The sequence below is a fragment of the Blochmannia endosymbiont of Camponotus pudorosus genome (assembly GCF_059934925.1).
On the sequence record NZ_CP011793.1, the window covers coordinates 38,464 to 57,826 of the forward strand.

18 protein-coding genes, 1 tRNA gene and 1 pseudogene are annotated in these 19,363 nt (G+C 25.1%); 10 read left to right on the plus strand and 10 right to left on the minus strand.

The features are described 5' to 3' along the window. Positions 1 to 75: 75 nt before the first annotated feature. The 3 genes from Bpudo544_RS00160 to Bpudo544_RS00170 form a co-directional block, all read right to left on the minus strand. Positions 76 to 2,973 (minus strand): valine--tRNA ligase, encoded by a 2,898-nt coding sequence (locus tag Bpudo544_RS00160; RefSeq protein ID WP_500825662.1) that lies wholly within the window; start codon positions 2,971 to 2,973, stop codon positions 76 to 78. A 6-nt stretch (positions 2,974 to 2,979) separates the two neighbouring features. Further along, positions 2,980 to 3,453: a DNA polymerase III subunit chi gene (locus Bpudo544_RS00165; RefSeq protein ID WP_500825352.1), complete on the minus strand. Its 474-nt coding sequence runs from the start codon at positions 3,451 to 3,453 to the stop codon at positions 2,980 to 2,982. A 111-nt stretch (positions 3,454 to 3,564) separates the two neighbouring features. Beyond that, positions 3,565 to 5,109, minus strand: a complete 1,545-nt coding sequence (locus Bpudo544_RS00170) for a leucyl aminopeptidase (RefSeq protein ID WP_500825353.1) — start codon at positions 5,107 to 5,109, stop codon at positions 3,565 to 3,567. A 166-nt stretch (positions 5,110 to 5,275) separates the two neighbouring features. On the opposite strand from Bpudo544_RS00170, the gene Bpudo544_RS00175 reads away from it, so the two are divergent. Continuing rightward, positions 5,276 to 6,358 (plus strand): LptF/LptG family permease, encoded by a 1,083-nt coding sequence (locus Bpudo544_RS00175; protein WP_500825354.1) that lies wholly within the window; start codon positions 5,276 to 5,278, stop codon positions 6,356 to 6,358. A 47-nt stretch (positions 6,359 to 6,405) separates the two neighbouring features. Next, positions 6,406 to 7,482, plus strand: a complete 1,077-nt coding sequence (gene lptG, locus Bpudo544_RS00180) for an LPS export ABC transporter permease LptG (protein ID WP_500825355.1) — start codon at positions 6,406 to 6,408, stop codon at positions 7,480 to 7,482. Between the two features lie 11 nt (positions 7,483 to 7,493). On the opposite strand, the gene Bpudo544_RS00185 is transcribed toward lptG, so the two are convergent. Then, positions 7,494 to 8,411 carry a LysR family transcriptional regulator gene (locus tag Bpudo544_RS00185; protein WP_500825356.1) on the minus strand — a complete coding sequence of 306 codons (918 nt, stop codon included), beginning with the start codon at positions 8,409 to 8,411 and terminating at the stop codon, positions 7,494 to 7,496. A gap of 369 nt (positions 8,412 to 8,780) precedes the next feature. Between Bpudo544_RS00185 and Bpudo544_RS00190 the strand changes: the two genes are divergently transcribed. The 4 genes from Bpudo544_RS00190 (at position 8,781) to Bpudo544_RS00205 (ending at position 10,810) form a co-directional block, all read left to right on the plus strand. After that, positions 8,781 to 8,864: transfer RNA gene (locus Bpudo544_RS00190), tRNA-Leu, on the plus strand. A gap of 122 nt (positions 8,865 to 8,986) precedes the next feature. Next, on the plus strand, positions 8,987 to 9,163 hold the full coding sequence (locus Bpudo544_RS00195; protein ID WP_500825357.1) for a hypothetical protein: 177 nt from the start codon (positions 8,987 to 8,989) through the stop codon (positions 9,161 to 9,163). A gap of 11 nt (positions 9,164 to 9,174) precedes the next feature. Beyond that, positions 9,175 to 9,825: a metal ABC transporter ATP-binding protein gene (locus tag Bpudo544_RS00200; RefSeq protein WP_500825358.1), complete on the plus strand. Its 651-nt coding sequence runs from the start codon at positions 9,175 to 9,177 to the stop codon at positions 9,823 to 9,825. 121 nt (positions 9,826 to 9,946) lie between these two features. Further along, on the plus strand, positions 9,947 to 10,810 hold the full coding sequence (locus Bpudo544_RS00205) for a metal ABC transporter permease (RefSeq protein ID WP_500825359.1): 864 nt from the start codon (positions 9,947 to 9,949) through the stop codon (positions 10,808 to 10,810). Between the two features lie 378 nt (positions 10,811 to 11,188). Here the strand turns inward: Bpudo544_RS00205 and lptB are convergent, their stop codons facing one another. From lptB to lptC, 3 genes are read right to left on the minus strand one after another with little or no spacing between them, the layout of a single operon-like run. Continuing rightward, on the minus strand, positions 11,189 to 11,932 hold the full coding sequence (lptB, locus tag Bpudo544_RS00210; protein ID WP_500825360.1) for an LPS export ABC transporter ATP-binding protein: 744 nt from the start codon (positions 11,930 to 11,932) through the stop codon (positions 11,189 to 11,191). A gap of 60 nt (positions 11,933 to 11,992) precedes the next feature. Then, a complete protein-coding gene (gene lptA, locus Bpudo544_RS00215) occupies positions 11,993 to 12,532 on the minus strand; it encodes a lipopolysaccharide transport periplasmic protein LptA (RefSeq protein WP_500825361.1) in 540 nt (179 codons plus the stop codon). Continuing rightward, complete coding sequence (gene lptC / locus Bpudo544_RS00220; RefSeq protein WP_500825362.1) at positions 12,504 to 13,118, minus strand: LPS export ABC transporter periplasmic protein LptC; 615 nt, start codon at positions 13,116 to 13,118, stop codon at positions 12,504 to 12,506. Before lptC ends, lptA begins: the two co-directional genes overlap by 29 nt. A gap of 286 nt (positions 13,119 to 13,404) precedes the next feature. Here lptC and Bpudo544_RS00225 point away from each other — a divergent pair, with 286 nt between their 5' ends. Next, positions 13,405 to 13,665, plus strand: coding sequence for a BolA family protein (locus Bpudo544_RS00225; protein ID WP_500825363.1), 261 nt, complete (start codon positions 13,405 to 13,407; stop codon positions 13,663 to 13,665). Positions 13,666 to 13,759: 94 nt separating this feature from the next. Further along, complete coding sequence (gene murA, locus Bpudo544_RS00230) at positions 13,760 to 15,046, plus strand: UDP-N-acetylglucosamine 1-carboxyvinyltransferase (protein WP_500825364.1); 1,287 nt, start codon at positions 13,760 to 13,762, stop codon at positions 15,044 to 15,046. 94 nt (positions 15,047 to 15,140) lie between these two features. Here the strand turns inward: murA and Bpudo544_RS00235 are convergent. Next, positions 15,141 to 16,403 (minus strand): annotated as a pseudogene (locus tag Bpudo544_RS00235) (Do family serine endopeptidase); the annotation flags it as partial. A 335-nt stretch (positions 16,404 to 16,738) separates the two neighbouring features. Further along, positions 16,739 to 17,149 carry a Z-ring associated ZapG family protein gene (locus Bpudo544_RS00240; RefSeq protein ID WP_500825365.1) on the minus strand — a complete coding sequence of 137 codons (411 nt, stop codon included), beginning with the start codon at positions 17,147 to 17,149 and terminating at the stop codon, positions 16,739 to 16,741. Between the two features lie 375 nt (positions 17,150 to 17,524). On the opposite strand from Bpudo544_RS00240, the gene rplM reads away from it, so the two are divergent. Both rplM and rpsI read left to right on the plus strand, forming a co-directional pair. Next, entirely contained in the window at positions 17,525 to 17,959 is a 435-nt protein-coding gene (gene rplM / locus Bpudo544_RS00245; protein ID WP_500825366.1) for a 50S ribosomal protein L13, read from the plus strand. 18 nt (positions 17,960 to 17,977) lie between these two features. Continuing rightward, positions 17,978 to 18,370, plus strand: a complete 393-nt coding sequence (rpsI, locus tag Bpudo544_RS00250) for a 30S ribosomal protein S9 (RefSeq protein ID WP_500825663.1) — start codon at positions 17,978 to 17,980, stop codon at positions 18,368 to 18,370. 205 nt (positions 18,371 to 18,575) lie between these two features. On the opposite strand, the gene dolP is transcribed toward rpsI, so the two are convergent. Next, positions 18,576 to 19,157 (minus strand): division/outer membrane stress-associated lipid-binding lipoprotein, encoded by a 582-nt coding sequence (gene dolP, locus Bpudo544_RS00255; protein WP_500825367.1) that lies wholly within the window; start codon positions 19,155 to 19,157, stop codon positions 18,576 to 18,578. Positions 19,158 to 19,363: the final 206 nt, after the last annotated feature.

Sequence of the window (19,363 nt, forward strand, 5' to 3'; positions counted from 1 at the left end):
AAATAGTTGTAAATAAAATATGTAACTAATTTTTAAAATTTAAGACTTATATCTCATGTATATAAGTGTTTGTTTTTATAGTGCTAAGATTGTAGAAAGTTGATTAATTAATTTGTTTTTAATGTTTTCATAATAAATTAACTTTTCTTGTTTTTTAACTAAGTAAATTTTAAAATTTGAGTTGTTATTATTTGGGATTTGTTTTATATCATTTATTTTACGAGTTAATAATTCTATTTCTTTATGTAATTTATTTATTGCAATTTTTTTATTAAATATATCTGGAATAAAAATTAATAATTCTGATTCGTTTATATTAAAACTAAATGATATTTTAGAAGGATTATCATGTTTTTTTAAAAGATCAATTTTGTTTAGTCGTGCAATTTTAGTAAGCGTATAGTTATTATTTAGTATATATTTTTTTATGTGATCAGAAGAATAGCGAAATGCTATGCTTAAAGGAATTTTATATGGTATCCCCATATAAGTTCGAAACATTCTTATCTCAGAAATAATATTTTTTATCCATTCAAATTCAGTAATAACTTCTATATTGATGAAAGGAATATGATAATTAGGAAATGATTGCAACATAATAGTATTGTCTTTAACTTGTATTATTGGTTTGATTTGTTGCCAAATTTTTTCTGTAATAAAAGGAATAATGGGATGAGATAGACGTAGTAAAGTTTCGAAAGATGTGATTAAAGTATAACGAGTTCCTGTCAATTGTTGAATATTAGTATCGGAGTAAAGTGTAGGTTTGATAAGTTCGATATACCAATCACAAAATTGATGCCAAATGAATTCATATAATAAGTTTACAATTTTATCAAATCTGTATTTTTCTAGTTCCTGGTAAAAAATTTGAATAGTTTGATGTAACTTAGCAATGATCCAACGGTCTGGTAAAGAGAATATTTTTTCTGTTTTAGAATTTATTCCGCAATCTTGATTATTGGTATGTAATAAAATAAATTTACTAGCATTCCATAATTTATTACAAAAATTATGATATCCTTTTAATCTATGTATATCCCAATGTATATCTCGTCCAGAAGATGACAATGCTGTTAGAGTCATTCTTAAAGAATCAGCTCCATATGCTTTTATTTCATGTAAAAATTGTTTTTTTGAATTATTTTCATTTTTTTTATAAGCATTTTGTGGTGATTGTAATGAATCAAAATTATTGTTTATATTATTGCTTGGTAGATTATTCGAGGATATTCCATCAATTATGTCCATTGGGTTTATTATATTATTTTTAGATTTAGACATTTTTTGTCCATGTTTATCTCTTATTAGTCCGGTAATATATATTTTTTTAAAGGGAATTTGACTATTGTTGTTTGTATCTTTGATAAAATACATAGTCATCATGATCATGCGAGCAATCCAAAAGAATATAATATCAAATCCACTAATTATAATATCAGTGGGATGAAAGAAATTTAATAAATTATCGCTTTTAGGCCAACCTAAGCCAGAGAAGGTCCATAAACTGGAAGAAAACCATGTGTCTAATACATCGTTGTCTTGTCGTAATATTGTATCATTATTTAATTGATGTTTTATTCTGATATCTGATTCACAGTGCCCTACATATATTTCATTTTTATCGTTATACCAAGCAGGAATTTGATGCCCCCAGCATATTTGTCTGGAGATACACCAGTCTTGAATATTATTCATCCATTCAAAATATATATTTTTGTATGTATTAGGAATAAATTCTATTTTTCCTTCCTTAACAATATTTGTTGCTTGTTTAGCTAGACGTTTAGTTTTAATATACCATTGATTGGTGATCAAAGGCTCAATAATTGTTTCAGTTCGATTATTATATGAAATTGTTACATTATAGTCTTTTACTTGTTCTAAAAGGTTATATTGTGTGCATTTTAAAATAACCATTTTTCTAGCTTGTTCATAATCTAAATTTTGAAATATTTTTGGAATATGGTAGTGACTATTCTGATTATGAGTTTGATTGTGATTATGAAAAATTTCAGGTTTTTCAAGAATTTTTCTATGAGTTGAAAAGATGTTAATTATCGGTAAATCATGTTTTTTACCTATGATATAATCATTAAAATCATGTGCAGGAGTAATTTTAACACAACCTGTCCCTACATTGGGATTGACAAATTTATCAGAAATGATGGGTATTCTTCTATTTATTAAAGGTATCAATACATATTTTCCAATTAAATCATAATAACGAGAATCTTGTGGATTTACCGCAACTGCAACATCTCCAAATATAGTTTCCGGTCTTGTTGTAGCTACAGTTATATAATTACTAACATTATTAGTAGTGGTGTCGGTATTAAATTTGTTATTATGTTCTTCTAATTGATATTTTATATACCACATAGAGCCTTTTACTTGCTTATGTGTTACTTCTAAATCAGAAATAGCAGTTTGTAATTTGTAATCCCAATTTACTAATCGTTTTCCTTTATAAATTAAATTATCTTCATATAGACGAATAAATGCTTCTTTTACAGCAAAAGATATTTGTGGGTCCATAGTAAATCGTTTATTTTTCCAGGATACTGAACATCCTAATCGCTTTATTTGATAGCTAATTAATTTTTCAATATGTTTTTTCCATATCCAAATTTCTTGTAGTAGTTTTTTTTTTGTATTACTTGTTTTTATTGTATTTGTGTTGCTAAAAATTTTATTTTCTACAAGTATTTGTGTAGCGATTCCTGCATGATCAAAACCGGTAATCCATAATACATTTTTTCCGTTCATACGATTATAACGAACTAAAATATCCATAATAGTTTGTTGAAGTGCATGACCTAAATGCAATTCTCCAGTAATATTGGGAGGAGGCATCATGATGCAAAATCTAGATTTTTTAAAATTTATCGTGTCAGGTTCGAAATAACCTAATTTTTCCCAAAATTCATAAATTGGTTCTTCTATTTGTTTAGGATTATATATTTTTTCTATCATATATTAATCACCTATCGTAAAATTAAATGTTTTTAGTACTTTTAAATGAAATCCGATATCTTTTAGCATTTTATATCGTATTCTAGCTAATTTTTTTAAAAAATTTTCTGAAGGAACGAAATCAATAATTTCATTGAAATTGAAAAAAAAATCTTTATTTGTTTGCATTAGGTTTATTAAGATGTCTTTTAATAAAGCGTTATTAAAATAACATTGTTTCCAATGTATAATGATTGGTATTTTATGTATATTTTTTCCAAATAAATCATGAGGTAGAAAAGAATTTTTGTCTATATCCCATAAAAACTCATCTATCTTCAAAGCTTGAGTTTTATTTTCACAAGCTATTAAAATGCTTTTTCCCAGTCTCCATTTAGTTTGTGTTAAATAACATGCTAATTTTTCTTGAAAATTTAGTGTATTTTTATAATCTGTTGCAGGCAGTATATAAAATACTCCTTGTTTTTTATGTGGCACTTCTATTAACCTTATTAATTTTGTTATTGTAAGTATATATATTCCATATATATTTTTAGAGATATTTAAGATATATTTTCTATTATATTAAGAGGTATGGATATAATTTAGTTATCTAATTTCATCAGATTTAGTTTTATTAATCAAAAATTGAGTTAAAAGTTCTACAGGTCTTCCTGTAGAACTTTTAACTTCTTTATTTGATATCCATGCAGTTCCTGCAATATCTAAATGAGCCCAATTATATTTTTTAGTAAACTTATTAAGGAAGCATGCTGCTGTAATAGCTCCTCCTCCAGATTTATCTCCAGTATTAGTCATATCTGCTATGGTAGATTGTAATTGTTTTTCAAATAATTCATGAAGAGGTAATCTCCAGAGAAAATCTTGAGTTTGCTTTGATGCTAGTATTAAATCTTTGGCTAAATTATTGTTATTGGTCATTAATCCGCTAAAGTGTCTTCCTAAAGCTACAACACATGCTCCTGTTAATGTAGCTATATCAATCACTATTGATGGGTCATATTTTTCTACGTATGTTAAAACATCGCATAATACTAATCTGCCTTCAGCATCAGTATTTAAGACTTCTACTGTTTGTCCAGATAAAGTAGTGATGATATCTCCTGGTTTTAAGGATTTACTGTTGATCATATTTTCAGATATAGCAAGAATTCCAATTATATTTAATGGTAATTTTAGATGAGATACTATACACATGATTGCATATACTACAGCAGCCCCACACATATCATATTTCATTTCATCCATATTGTTTGAAGGCTTGATAGATATCCCACCTGAATCAAAAGTGAGCCCTTTTCCTATTAAAACTATAGGATTATTAATATTGTTTCCGCCAGGGTGGTTTGTATATTTAATGACAGGCATTATAGCTGGGTAATTTGATCCATTTCCGACAGCTAGATAAGAATTCATCCCTATTTTTTTTAAATTTGATTCACAAAGAATATCGACACTTAAGTTATTGTAATAATTAGGTAATTTTAAAACTTGGTCAGATAGATAATTTGGGGTACAATAATTAGGAGGCATGTTGCTTAAATTTTTTGCTATATTAATCCCATTGGAAATAATTGATCCATCTTTTACAGCTTGTTTACAAATTTTGAATTCATTTGGATTTTTTATATACATATAAACTTCAATTGAAGAAATATTTTCTGATGAATTCTGATGATTTTTAAATCTATTAAAAGTATAAAATTGATCATTAATTATTGATATACTATGTCTTATTTTCCAATAAGGGTCGTATCCATTGATATTTAGTTCAGTTAATAAAAATATAATTTTATTAATATTAAATTTTTTACAAAATTCAACGGAGTTACATAATACTTTTTTGTAAATATTGGAATTAAATTCAAATTCTTTACCACATCCAACCAATAAAATTTGTCTATTTAAAAAATAGGGAATATCGTATAATAATAAGTTTTGATTCAAAGATCCATTAAATTTGCTTCGTTGTAATAAAGAATAAATGTATTCCTGACTAATATTATTTATATGTTCTGTCGAAGGAAATAAACGGTAATGTTCAAATATACCAGTTATAATACAAGCATCTTCATCAGATTTTAAATAATCATCAATAATTTTAAAATTTACAGTTTGTTCGTTTATTAACATAATTATTAACTAAAAATTTTAATATAAAATAAACCCCTTTTGATTTAACTAATTTTGATCAAATATACTTATTTAATTCATATTTACAAAATATGAGATGTTATATACTACAATTTTGACAATAGTATCATTTTTTGATATGTAAAACAAGGTTTTAATAAAAATAATGATTTTAATCAAATATATTGTTAAAGAAATATTAAAAAATCAACTAATTATTTTAGCATTATTGTTTTTAGTATGTTTTTGTCAGAAATTTATTAAAACTATGGATTTAGAAAATCCTGCACCAGTATATTTAATTTGTTTATATCTTATTTTGAATATTCCAGAATTAGGAAAGTTACTTATACCTTTTAGTTTATTTCTTAGCGTACTTATTACCTGTTATAGATTTCATTTACATAATGAAATTTTAGTAATGTATTCTTGTGCTATAAATAAATTTTTTTTTGTAAAAAGCATATTATTGTGCAGTGTGATTGTATTTATTGTAGCTTTAGTTAATATAATGTGGGTATCTCCATATTGTGCATGGTTACGATATTCAATGTTATCTGAGATTGGTAAGAGTATTGATTCTATTAAATTAGTAGAAAAAAAGTTTTTATTAATATTCAGTGAACGTACAGTTTTTTTTATTAAAAAAATTAAGAATAAAAATTTGCAGTATGTTTTTGTGTTAAAAAAAAATTGGGATATTAATGATAATGCTGTTTTTATGATTGTTATAGCAAATCAAGGTGATCTGTATAATTATTCTAATAAACTAAAATCAGTTACTTTAAGATCAGGAATGTATTATGAAATACATTATGATTGTGCTCGATTAAGCTTTACAGATGTATATGTAAGTAATTTTTCTCAGTACAACGCTTTGATTGATTATCATGTTAATTTTTTTAAAAAAGCTCATAAGACAGTTGAATATATGTCTATAAATCAACTTCTATGCCATGATTCATTATTTGAGAAATATATAGAATTAAATTGGCGTTTTGTTTTATTAGTATCTATTATTATTATGCCAATAATAGCTTTATTATTAGCAATAACTGTTTCAAATAATCATTTATTAAATGGTTTATTAGCAATTTTATTATATATACTATTTTTTATATTGCATATTTTATTACGTTTTTCTACTAATATAAATTATGTAGAACCTATATTGGGTATGTGGGGGATTAATTTTATTTATTGCATCATGATATTATTAATGAATTTGTGTAAATATCGATGTTTATAATGGATATAATTAATTTTTATTTATTTTTTTAACAAGTAGTAAAATGTATGTATAAAATTTTGAATTTTTATATAAAAAAATCTATATTATCAAATATATTAATGGTGTTTTTAATATTGATATCTTTATCAAGTATTATTAAATTAATTGATGGATTACGTGATTTTGAAAAAAAAACTTGTTCTATTGTAGAAATTTTTTTTTATATTTTTTTCAGTTTACTAAAAGATTGTGAGTTGTTTTTTCCGATATCTATTTTATTAGGAGGATTGTTAGGTTTAGGTATTCTTGAAGTACGTAATGAATTAGCAATTATGAGAGTTTTTGGATTAAGTAATTTTCAGATTATTATATCTGTGGCTAAAATTTCTATTTTTATATTAATATTTCACATAATTTTTAATGAATGGATATTGCCATATAGTCAATATATGTTTTGTCTATACAAAGGTCATAAGGAATATAATACTTATTTTTTTCCTGAAAAGGAAAAAAATTTATGGTTGATGGATAACAATAGTATTATTTCTATTGAACATATGATTGCTTCTGATAATTTGTTAGGGGTAAATTTATATCATTTAACTAAAGAGAAAAAAATAGAAAAGATTGTATATATGAAACGTGTAATGTATTGTGATAAGAGTTGGGTTGTATCTGAAGCAATTGAATTGAATTTTTTTGATATTACCAACATAGTTAGTAAGAAAATTTTTCAATACAAATGGGATACAAGATTAACTCCGTATTTATTATCAACAATTACTACAAATCCTCGAGTATTATCTGTATCTAAGTTAATATTTTGTATAAAGTATTTAAATAGAGTGCATCAAAATTCTCAATATTATGAATTAATACTGTGGAATAAGGTTTTATCTCCTATAATGGGAGTAATAATGTTAGTGATAGCACTGTTGTATAGCCTTGGTCCATTTTCTAATAAAAAAATAAGTACAAGATTATTTTTCGGAAGTATAATTAGTTTTTTATTTTATGTTTTACATCAGTTTTTTAGTATATTTAGTGTTATATATAATGTATATCCGTTGATAGGATCGATAATTCCAATTATGTTGTTTATGATAATTAATATTATCATTATTTTTTTAAAAACTATTTAGTTTTAAATTTTTTAATATACGGTCAGATATTCATTTATATATTTAAGTAACATATCTTTAGTATGATCTCTTAACCATTTATGGGAGGTAGATTGATTGTGTTTAGAGTGCCATGCTTGGATAATACTTCGTTTACCTAAATCAAAATCCGCATCAAAGTAGGTTATTGGAATATGTAATGCATGTGTAAGTATTAATATAAAATTTGGTATTATTGCTAATGCATTTGAATGTGCTACAGAATTTATAGTAGTAATGTATTCCGAGGTAATTCCAATAATATTGCGTTCTGTCCAAAAATATTTATTAGTTTCATCTGAATTTGTTAAATGTTCATGTTTAGTTTGAATGAATTGATATTTTAGTAGATTATCTATATTTTTGTGTTTAGATAAAATGGGGTGATGATTTCTACAGATTACATAACATTTAGACATATGAATGGTACGAATGGTAATTTCTGGATTGAGTGAACGCATTTCTCCTAAATATAAATCTATGCTATTATTTCGTAAAAAATCGTCATCATAGTCAGAATCATTCACGAAATTCACGAATACATTAGGAGAATTGGTTTGAATATCTTGAAATAAGATAGTGCTAAGAGCAAAAAAAATAGAACTATTTGATGCGATGGTCACTGATATATTAGTTATTTTTGGTTCAAAAATAATATGTGTATTGATTATTGATTCAATTTGGTTTACTAATTCTTTAATATTTTGTTTTAAAGATATTGCTTTAGGAGTAGGAGTTAATTTAGTTCCACTACGTACTAAGATTTGATCATTAAATAGGACTCGTATTTTGTTTAATGATTTGCTGATGGCAGGTGCAGTAACGTTAAGTTTTTTTGAAGCTAAATTGACACTATTATTTTCTAGCAATGCATTTAAAACTATTAATAAGTTAAAATCAAAGTTATTCATATGATAAAATTCATGTAGTATAGTATTTTACTAAGTATTATAATGTATAAACGTATAATAGTAAAATATATCTACATATTGATAAAAATTTTTACATAGATTAAAATATATATGTTAATGTAATTAACATATATTAATTTTTTTTATGTTGTTATGATTTAAATGTTTTTAATTAAATAAATTTTTTTTTTGTTATTTTTTTTATAGTTATTCTGTGCAATGAATAAATTATAGTTTTATAATTATGATAAGATTGTGAATGTATTTTTGGTTTAAGTGTTATTATGTGTAACGGGTGGTTTTTTATTTTTTATTATTAAGTTTTAATAATTGAGTTATTTACATTTTTAGTTTTACTTATATCTTGATGCCGAAGTGGCGAAATAGGCAGACGCAATTGACTCAAAATCAATCACTGTAACAGGTATGTCGGTTCGAATCCGATCTTCGGCATATATTGATTTTTCATTATAATCAAAATATTTATTATATTTTGATTATATTTAAAAGTATTATGTATTTGATAATTTATTGGTTTATGGTGTTTTTGTTCTGCATATGTTATGTTATAACATATGCAGAACAAAAAATACTTTGAATTTATGAGATTTTATAATTGTAATTATAAAAAAAGTTTATCAGTTGGAATGAAAATTTTAATAACTTCAGGGTTAATACGAGTGTTAGCAGTATTAATAATTTTAATTTGTTTATGGTTAATAATTATTTGGGTATCTGTTTCATTTAAATAAGTGTAATGTTTATGCTAATCATGCATGATTTAGTAACAGGTTATCATGGTCGAAGTATTACTCCATCAATTAGTGGTCATATTACTAAAGGTAGTGTGTTAGTGGTTATAGGACCTAATGGAATAGGTAAATCTACATTTTTAAAAACATTAGCAGGATTATTACCTCCTACTTCAGGTAAATTAGAATTTTTAGGAGTAAAAAAATCTAAAATAATAGGATATTTACCGCAAAAAAAAAATATAGATTATAACTTTCCAATTACTGTATTTGATGTAGTGTCTATGGGTTGTTGGCCGAGAGTAAATTTTTTAAAGAGAATTAATGATTATCAGAAATTTTTAGTATGGAAGGCTTTAAAAAAGTTGAGATTATTAGATTTGATAAATCAGTATGTAGATAGTTTATCAGGAGGAGAATTTCAACGAATGCTTCTTGCTCGTATTTTAGTTCAACAAGCATCATTTATTTTATTGGATGAACCATTTCAAGGAATAGATCAGGTAACATGTACCATTGTAATAGATGCTATTAATGAATTGCGTTATGATGGATGTACTGTAGTTATAGTATTACATGATAATCAATTTGTACCTAAAAATTTTGTGTATAATACTTTATTGTTAACTCATTCAGATAGTATTTGGTTTACATCTTCTTAAAATAGGTGATATTTTTATTTTGAGTGAATATTATATTTTGTATTAATATGAGTATAGATATTAATGATTATTATGTTTGTATTTTTAAAATATATGCAGCAAACCTTTAATAAGGTTATATATGATTTTATATGCATTATTTGATCCTTTTATTCATTTTGGGTTTATGTGTAAAGGAATAGTAGCTTGTTGTGCTTTATGTATTAGTATTACTCCAGTAGGCGGGTTTTTATTATTAAAGAGAATGAGTTTAATAGGTGATGCTTTATCTCATGCTATTTTGCCAGGAGTTGCTATAGGATATTTTTTTTCAGGAATATCATTAACTGTGATGAGTATCGGCGGTTTTATTGCAGGATTAATTGTATCGATTTTATCTATTTGGGTTAGCGAAAAAACAACGTTGCAAAAAGATGCTAGTTTTTCTGGATTTTGTCTTGGGGCTTTAGCATTAGGTATAGTTTTAATTTCATTGCAACATTCTGATATTGATTTGTTAGGTTTATTAGTTGGTTCTATATTATCTGTAAGTATGTTTCATATAAAATGTATTGGAGTAGTTAGTACAATAACATTGATTATTTTATCGTTATTTTATAGGGTTTTGATTATAGAATCGTTTGATCCGGATTTTTTAAAAAGTAATAATATTATTTTATTTAAGAGTATTCAAATAGTTTTTTTATTTATTGTAATGCTGAATTTAATAGCAAGTTTTCAAATTACTGGTACTTTAATGTCAATAGGTTTAATGATATTGCCTAATTTATCTGCACGATATTGGGTGAATAGTTTGATAAATATGTTGTTGTTATCTGTATGTATAGCTTTATTATGTTCTTGGATAGGTTTGTTGGTTGCATTTTATATGTGTTTACCAGCAGGACCGACTATAGTATTGTGTGGTAGTATATTTTTTTTTATTTCAGTTTTATTTGGTAGTAATCATGGAATTATATTTTCTATGCGTCGAAAGGAAAAATAGAAAAGTGATGAGTAAAATTTTTTCTAAATTTTATGTATTTTATATATAGAATATATATTATATCAAATAAAAAAATAGTCTAAAAGTGTATTAAGAGTTATCATTATATAGTCTGTGAGTTTTTGTTATTTTTTTAGTTATTTTAATTGCATTAACAAGATAAAATGTGAAAATGAGGTATTAAATAACATATTCAAATTTATAGAAAGTTAAAAATTTTTTATTTTTAATCATAAGTAATATGATTATAAAAAATATCAGATTTAAATTATATTATTATTGATATGTATACTAATGACTACGTTAGTAGTAGTAATAATTTTTTATTGAATGTTATTTTATTTAGATAAGTCGATTAATAACTAGAATTCTATTAGATTAGTTGTTTGATATCAAATTAAATTGAAATGAATTTCCTAAGTATATTTCTTGTACGTGTTTGCTACTTAAAATTTCTTGAGGAGTACCATGCTCAACAATGAGCCCTTGATCGATTACATAAATTCGTTCACATATATTTAGTATTGCTTGCACATTGTGATCGGTAATTAAGATTCCAAGTTTGCGTTTTTTTAATTGTTTAATAATTTTTTGAATTTCTTTTATTGAAATTGGATCTACTCCAGAAAAAGGTTCATCTAGTAATAAAAATTTAGGTTTAGCGGTTAATGCGCGTGCTATTTCTACGCGTTTTCGTTCTCCTCCAGACAAATTTCGACCAACGTTATTTTGTAAATGACGAATATGAAAATTGTCCATTAAATTTATTACATGTTGGTAGCGTGCATTTTTGTTGATATAAGGATGCAGTTGAGCAATAGACATTAAGTTTTCAAAGACAGTTAAATTTCTAAAAATTGAATTATCTTGAGGTAAATAACCAATTCCTAGTCGGGCTCTAGCATAAATAGGTAATTTACTAATATCTGTATCATTTAGCAATATTTTTCCGGAATTTTGAGGAGTAATACCTAAAATTATATAGAATATTGTAGTTTTTCCAGAGCCATTTGGTCCTAGTAGTCCTATAATTTCTTCAGAATGTATATATAAATTAATATCATTGATTATATGTATTTGTTTATAATGTTTAGAGAGTTTTTGTACGATTAAAGTTTCCATCTGTTTATTATAAAAATATTATGTATTTGATCAATAATCAAAATAATTATTTTTTTTATTTTATGTATTTTTTTGTTTATAATTGTATATAGGATGTATTAATAGAGTTGTAGTGGTATTTCCAATTTTTTTAGAAGTAGCTTGGAGTTTATGTTCATTTATAAAATATACGATATTATCGCTATGTATAGAGTTACCTAGTTGTTCAACATAGGCGTTTCCATTGAATGTAATTGTGTTATTTTCAATATTATAACATACAGTATTAGATTTAGCAGATGTTATGATATTATTGTCAGTTTTTCTTTGAACATTATTCAAAATAACAGGGTTTCCATAGGCTTTAATAAATGTTATTAATTTATAATTATTTTTATTATGATTTATAATTACCTTTTCTGCATGTAATTTAATATTTTTGTATTTAAGAATTACATGATCTTTGAAAATTACTGTATTGCTTAATGTATTAATAAGTTGGGAAGTGGAGCTAATTTCTATTGAATGATTATTAGCATAAATTAAATTGCAAAAAGAAAATAATATGTGTATTAAAGTAAATATTATTCTTTCATGTCGGTTGTATTTTTTCATATTCATATCGAGTGTATGTGTTATTTAAAAGTTTTATTTTGTTTGTGTTGAGTGATGCATGCATTTTTGAGCCAATAGAATAAAAATAATATCCATGGATAATAGTTTTACTATTTGAAATCATACTATGGTTTATAAAATTAATTAATATTTGATTTGTAATAATGAATTGAGTATTATGAGTATTTTCTAAGATTTTGTTTATAAAAACGTATCCAGATAAATTTAATATTTTTTTGTGATTTAATTGAGCTTTATTGCATTGAATAATCCATGTTGCGATGTTTTTTTTATTAAATATGATAATATAAGGCTTGGTAAATTCAGTAATTTGTTTATCTAATGAATGTTGAGCGTAATTAGAAGTTAATTGAAATTTAAGATTTCCATTAATATTGTATGAATAAATAGTGATATTGTTTCCATACTGAATATCAGTATTATTATTTAATAAAGAAATATCTGGTTGTATTATTGATTTAACTATATTGCAGTGCCAGTACAATATAGAAATTAATGTTAGCAAAGTTTTAAAAAATACATTTTTTATTTTTAAATTATTATTTATTGATTTATAAGAACTGTTTGTCATGTTTTAAATAAATAATTTTTTATTTTGATATAGATATATTGTTAGTATAATATATATCGTATAATAATTTCATATGAATAAATGTTTGTGTGTATTGGTTTTATAAAAAATATGTTAGTTTGAGCATAATATATTTTTTATATTTGATTAAATTTTGAATATTGTGGTGTTGTATTTTTATTTTATTTTTCTGTATAAGAATACTTATTATTTGTTAATAGTAAAAAATAAGAAATTAGGAATTTATATTTTAAATAGATTAAATATGAAAAATTAATAGTTAAAAATGAATGCAAATAAAATTAAAGAAATATTATTAAAATGCTTAAAGTTAAATAAAGTATATGTTTGTTTTGATTGCAATGGACATTATGAAATAATTGCTATAGATCCTATATTTATAGGTAAAAGTAAAGTAGAACGACATAAAATTATATATACTCCTCTTATGAAATATATTGTAAATAATGAGATTCATTCTTTATCCATTTATGCTTTTAATCCTGAAGAATGGAATACTAGCAATAGATTTTACAATGTGAATTGATATCTTTTATTTATATAAATAAAAGATATCAATTCACATAATATTATATTGTTGTATTATTAGTTTAATTGTAATTTAAAGTTAAATATGAAGAATGAATAAATTTTATATTCAAGGGCCTACTACATTAAGTGGAGAGGTGATGATATCAGGAGCTAAAAATTCTGCTCTTCCTATTTTGTTTGCTACGCTTTTAACTGAAGAACCTGTGGAAATTTATAATGTTCCTAGATTAAAGGATATAGACTCTGCTATTGCACTGTTAAATTATTTAGGAGCTCAAGTAGAACGCCAAGATATTATAGTATTTTCTGATACGAGTAAAGTGCATCGTTATTATTGTGCTCCTTATGATTTAGTAAAGTCCATAAGAGCGTCTATTTGGATGTTGGGTCCACTGGTTGCTAGATTTGGACATGGTAAAGTGTGGTTGCCAGGAGGATGTTCTATTGGAGCAAGGTTGATAGATTTACATATTGATGGACTAGAAAAATTAGGAGCAACAATAGTAGTAGAAAAAGATTATGTGATAGCTTCTGCAAATGGTAAGCTTCGTGGAGCACATATTGTTATGAATAGAATTAGTGTAGGGGCAACAGTAACTATCATGAGTGCTGCTGCGTTAGCTAAAGGTATCACAGTTATTGATAATGCTGCACGTGAGCCAGAAATTGTTGATACTGCTAATTTTTTGATTATGTTAGGCACTAAAATTACAGGAGCAGGAAGTAGTAGAATTATTATTGAAGGATCCCAAAAATTAAAAGGAGGAAAATATCATATTATCCCTGATAGAATTGAAACTGGTACATTTTTGGTTGCAGCAGCTATTTCTCGCGCGAATGTTGTATGTTTAAAATCTGATCCAAATACTTTAAAGTTTGTTTTAAAAAAACTTCAAGAATCTGGAGCAGAAATTAATGTTGGAAAAGATTGGATTAGTTTAGATATGCATGGTAGAAGACCAAAAGCTATTGTTGTGTGTACAAGTCCGTATCCTGGATTCCCTACCGATATGCAAGCACAATTTACTTTATTAAATATAATATCAAAAGGCGTAGGAAAAATAACAGAGACTATATTTGAAAATCGTTTTATGCATGTTCCAGAGTTAATTAGAATGGGAGCTAAAGTTTATATATTAAATAATACAATTATATGTTATGGAGTTAATTCATTAGTAGGTGCTCAAGTGATATCTACTGATTTAAGATCAGCGGCAAGTTTAATATTAGCTGGATGCATCGCCGAAGGATTGACTATTATTGATCAGGTATTTCATGTTGATCGAGGATATGATAGTTTTGAAAAAAAGTTAGAAATTATGGGCGCTCATATTCAGCGTATTACTGATAAAATAAAAGATATAAATGAAATGTGATTGTGATATATTTATAGGATAGACTTTGCTAAATAAATAGAGATCTATTTATAGAAGAAAGAGTACATAATATAGAAAAAGTATCTTTCTATTATTATCTTAATAATAGAAAGATACTAGCGCCTCCTCGGATAATATTAAGCGCTATTACTGTTGGTTTTTCTTTTAAAATTTTTCGTAATTGAGATAAATTATATATTCTAGTTTTATTTAACCCAATAATTATATCTCCTTTTTGTAATCCTATTGCAGCAGCAGGAGAGTCTTTAATTACATCTTCTACCTGCACTCCTTTTGTTCCATCTTTTAAATATCCGTTGCTTAAAGAAGCTCCTTGAAGGGCTGGAGTTAATATTTCTTCACTAGTACTAATGCTAGTACTATCATCTAGTAAAACAGAAACTATGTGTGTTTTCCCATCCCTTAATAGTCCTATTTTGATAGTTTTACCTGGAGTAGTAGTACCTACCTTTACTCGTAATTCTGCGAAGTTTTTTATTGGTTTTCCTTCTACAGATGTGATGACATCTCCTGCTTTAATTCGAGCTTTAGCAGCAGCTGATCCTGGTAAAACTTCGCTAACGAACGCTCCTCTTTGTATATCAATATTAAATGCTTTTGCAATATCAGCTGTTAATTCTGTACCTTTAATTCCTAATTGACCTCTTTTTACTTCTCCAAATTCGATTAATTGTTGGCTTAAATTTTTAACAATATTACTAGGAATAGCAAAACCAATGCCAATATTTCCGCCTCCAGGAGCTAAAATAGCGGTATTAATTCCAATTAATTCTCCATATAAATTAACTAATGCTCCTCCGGAGTTTCCTCGGTTTATGGAAGCATCAGTTTGGATAAAATTTTCTAGTCCTTCAAGATTCAAACCGCTTCTTCCTAGAGCTGAAATAATTCCTGAAGTAGCAGTTTGACCTAATCCGAATGGATTTCCTATAGCAACAGCAAAGTCTCCGACTTTTAAAGTATCAGAATCTGCTATTTTTATTTCAGACAAGTTTTTATTAAATTTTAATATTTGTAATAATGCTAAATCAGTTTGCTCGTCATGTCCTATAATTTTTGCTTTGTATTCTCGACCATCGTTAAGTTGTATTGTAATTTTGTCAGCTTCATTTACAACATGATTATTAGTAATAATGTAGCCTTTATTAGCATTGATAATTACTCCAGATCCTAATCCTTCAAATTGTCTAGTTCCAAAATTTCCACTAGGGGGAAGATCTGGTCCAAAAAAATATCTAAATTCTTTAGGTAAAGTTAGTCTTTTTGAAGGTTGAGTACCTTCTACGTGTATACTTACTACAGCTGGCAGTACTTTGTCTAACATTGGAGCTAAGCTAAGTGGCATGGAGGAGTGTGAAGTGTCTGCAAACAACAGCGTATTGTAGTTGTAAGTATAAGATTTAAAATTTATAATAATTTCTAATCCCAATATTGTACTTAATATAATTATTGAATTTATTATTATCTTTATAAGTAATTGATTCATTATTCGTATTCTTAATAAGGTCAAAATTATATTTGATACTATTTTAGCAAAATATAATATTAATTTATAATTAAAGTTATTATGTATTGTGTTTAATTTGATTATATTTTAAGATCGTAAAATTATACAGTTTAGTATAATAGTTACATGAAGATTATTAAAGATATATTACAATATCTTTTTTATTATAAATTATTTTTTTCTTGTACATCATGTTGTGTGTTTGAGTCATCTGAGTAGTCTCTAGGAACTTCAGTAGGTAAATTTTCTGCATGTTTCTTATATATATTTTTAATACGATCAGGATATGTATTTTCTTGATCGTATATATTAGGTAAGAAAAAATTCGCATTTTTTGTAATATTTTGATATAAATTTTGGTAATGCTCTGAAATTTTGTTTAAAATCTTTATATTGTATTCAAAATGAGCTCTGAGTTTATTTTGATATTCATTTAGTTTCATTTTATTGTTTTGAAGTTCATTATATAAGGTTTTATGTTTGTTTAGTAGATTACGATCTTTATAATACATTAAGCCCAGTCCTATAGTACATCCTGTTAGTAAACTTAAAAATATTGCAATAATCCAAATCATAATAATATTAATCTCCTTTCTTATATTGAATTTATATAATTTTAACTTTGTGTCACTTTTTAAAAATATTAGTATAGTAGTTTAAAAGTATATAATATACTATTTTTTATTAAGATTTCTGTTTATTATACTAGATAGAATTATATATTTTGGCAAATAATATAAAATTTGTATATAAAATAAGTGTATTAATATTTTTAAAAGATGATTATCTTAAGTAGGTTAAATTTTATAAAGTAATAAAATTTTTTGTATTTTTGTTAAATAAAATTTTTCAAATGATGTTATTTGTGTTAAAATACTGGGTTTAAGTTAGGGTATAATTATTTTTATTAAACAATTGATTTAATAGGGTATTGCAAACTAAAAAATTTTATGAATGAATTGAATATGACGAAAAGATCATGGTATCTTGTCGATGCCACTAATAAAGTTCTTGGTAGATTGTCTAGTTTAATAGCTAAATATTTAATTGGTAAGCATAAAGTTGAGTATGCTCCTAATTTAGATATAGGTGATTATATTATTGTAATTAATTCAAAAAAAATTTATGTAAGTGGACGAAAATACGAAAATAAAATTTATTATAGACATACAGGTTATGTCGGTGGAATTAAAAGTTTAAAATTTAAAGAACTTATTTCTACTAATCCGAATAGAATAATTGAGATGGCGGTAAAAGGAATGTTACCTAAAAATAAGTTAGGTAGAATTATGTTTCGTAGATTAAAGGTTTATGCAGATCCTGGACATAATCATATAGCACAATCTCCTAAATCTTTGAAATTAATTGATAAAATTATAAAGTAAGGATGTTTAGTTGTGAATGTGATATTTAATCAATATTATGGGACTGGAAGAAGAAAAAATGCTTCTGCTAGAGTGTTTTTAAGATTAGGTTCTGGAAAAATCGTAGTAAATAATCGTTTATTAGATAGTTATTTTCCAAAAGTTAATGCGCAGACAATAGTAAAAAAACCATTAGAATTAACTAAATTGTTAAGTTCTTTGGATGCATATATTACTGTAACAGGAGGTGGTATTTCAGGTCAAGCTGGAGCTATATCTCATGGGGTTTCTCGTGCATTACTAAATTATGATTCCAATTTAAAAAGTATATTACGTTCTGTAGGATTAATGACAAGGGATTCTAGAGTAGTAGAGAGAAAAAAAATTGGTTTACGTAAAGCAAGAAGAAGACCACAATTTTCTAAACGTTAGTAGAATTCTGTAATAGAGTGTATCGTTATCTTTTTTTTATTTGATGTTATCTTGTATATTGATTGAAAGAAAGATAGAATATGAAACATAAATTATGTAATAAATATAAGTATCGTGTTATTAGTTAGTAGTAGTATATTTAAATATAGTTAAAAAATAGAAGAATGTGTAATTGAATTTAATAATATTTTAATTGAATGAATTTTTACATAAAAGTAAAAATAGGAAATACATTTTTTACACCTTTTATAGTTTTTGCTATTTTTTCAGCATATTGACCTTCTTTATGAGTGACTTGACCTAACAGAAATACTTCTCTATTTTCTGTAATAACTTTAATTTTTGATATATGGATATTTTTATTGGTGAGTAAGTTAAATCGTATTTGGTTGCTAATTAGTGAATCAAATAAAATGTCTTGTAAAGATATTGGTGGTTTTTTTCTGATAGCGTTATAAATTTTTTTTGTTCCATTAATATTCATGATAATTGTTATAATTTTTTTGGATAATTCTGAAGAAGGAGATTGTCCTGTTAATAATATATTACCTTGATATACTGTATTTATTATTCTGGTGGATTCTTTAATTTGTTTATCTTGATTAAGAGCATGAAAAATTCTTATTTTAAGGATATTATCATCTATTTGAGATCCTATAGTTCGGGTATCATACCATGTAGTAGTGATAATTGTGGCAGTTCCTATAGTTAATAGACTAGTGCATCCTGAGAATAATACAAAGACAAATAAGATTAATAATGTAAAAAGTGTTGTATAATTTTTCATATTAATATAATTACGTATATGCAGTATATATGTATAGTATATTATAAAAATAATACTATTTTTTATAATATAATTTAGTATTAGTAGTATATACAATTATTGTTAAAATATTGTTTTATGTAGATAGAATAGGATTTATTATATAGTGAATATTGATAAATTAAGATATATTTTATTTAAGTAGTAAGTTTTTGAAAAGTTACGAT

Coding starts and splice junctions, on each gene's coding strand:
- Bpudo544_RS00170 (WP_500825353.1), bottom strand. CDS start 5,109: ATGTTAATAAACGAACAAACTGTAAATTTTAAAATTATTGATGATTAT.
- Bpudo544_RS00175 (WP_500825354.1), top strand. CDS start 5,276: ATGATTTTAATCAAATATATTGTTAAAGAAATATTAAAAAATCAACTA.
- lptG (WP_500825355.1), top strand. CDS start 6,406: ATGTATAAAATTTTGAATTTTTATATAAAAAAATCTATATTATCAAAT.
- Bpudo544_RS00185 (WP_500825356.1), bottom strand. CDS start 8,411: ATGAATAACTTTGATTTTAACTTATTAATAGTTTTAAATGCATTGCTA.
- Bpudo544_RS00195 (WP_500825357.1), top strand. CDS start 8,987: ATGCAGAACAAAAAATACTTTGAATTTATGAGATTTTATAATTGTAAT.
- Bpudo544_RS00200 (WP_500825358.1), top strand. CDS start 9,175: ATGCTAATCATGCATGATTTAGTAACAGGTTATCATGGTCGAAGTATT.
- Bpudo544_RS00205 (WP_500825359.1), top strand. CDS start 9,947: ATGATTTTATATGCATTATTTGATCCTTTTATTCATTTTGGGTTTATG.
- lptB (WP_500825360.1), bottom strand. CDS start 11,932: ATGGAAACTTTAATCGTACAAAAACTCTCTAAACATTATAAACAAATA.
- lptA (WP_500825361.1), bottom strand. CDS start 12,532: ATGAATATGAAAAAATACAACCGACATGAAAGAATAATATTTACTTTA.
- lptC (WP_500825362.1), bottom strand. CDS start 13,118: ATGACAAACAGTTCTTATAAATCAATAAATAATAATTTAAAAATAAAA.
- Bpudo544_RS00225 (WP_500825363.1), top strand. CDS start 13,405: ATGAATGCAAATAAAATTAAAGAAATATTATTAAAATGCTTAAAGTTA.
- murA (WP_500825364.1), top strand. CDS start 13,760: ATGAATAAATTTTATATTCAAGGGCCTACTACATTAAGTGGAGAGGTG.
- Bpudo544_RS00240 (WP_500825365.1), bottom strand. CDS start 17,149: ATGATTTGGATTATTGCAATATTTTTAAGTTTACTAACAGGATGTACT.
- rplM (WP_500825366.1), top strand. CDS start 17,525: ATGAATGAATTGAATATGACGAAAAGATCATGGTATCTTGTCGATGCC.
- dolP (WP_500825367.1), bottom strand. CDS start 19,157: ATGAAAAATTATACAACACTTTTTACATTATTAATCTTATTTGTCTTT.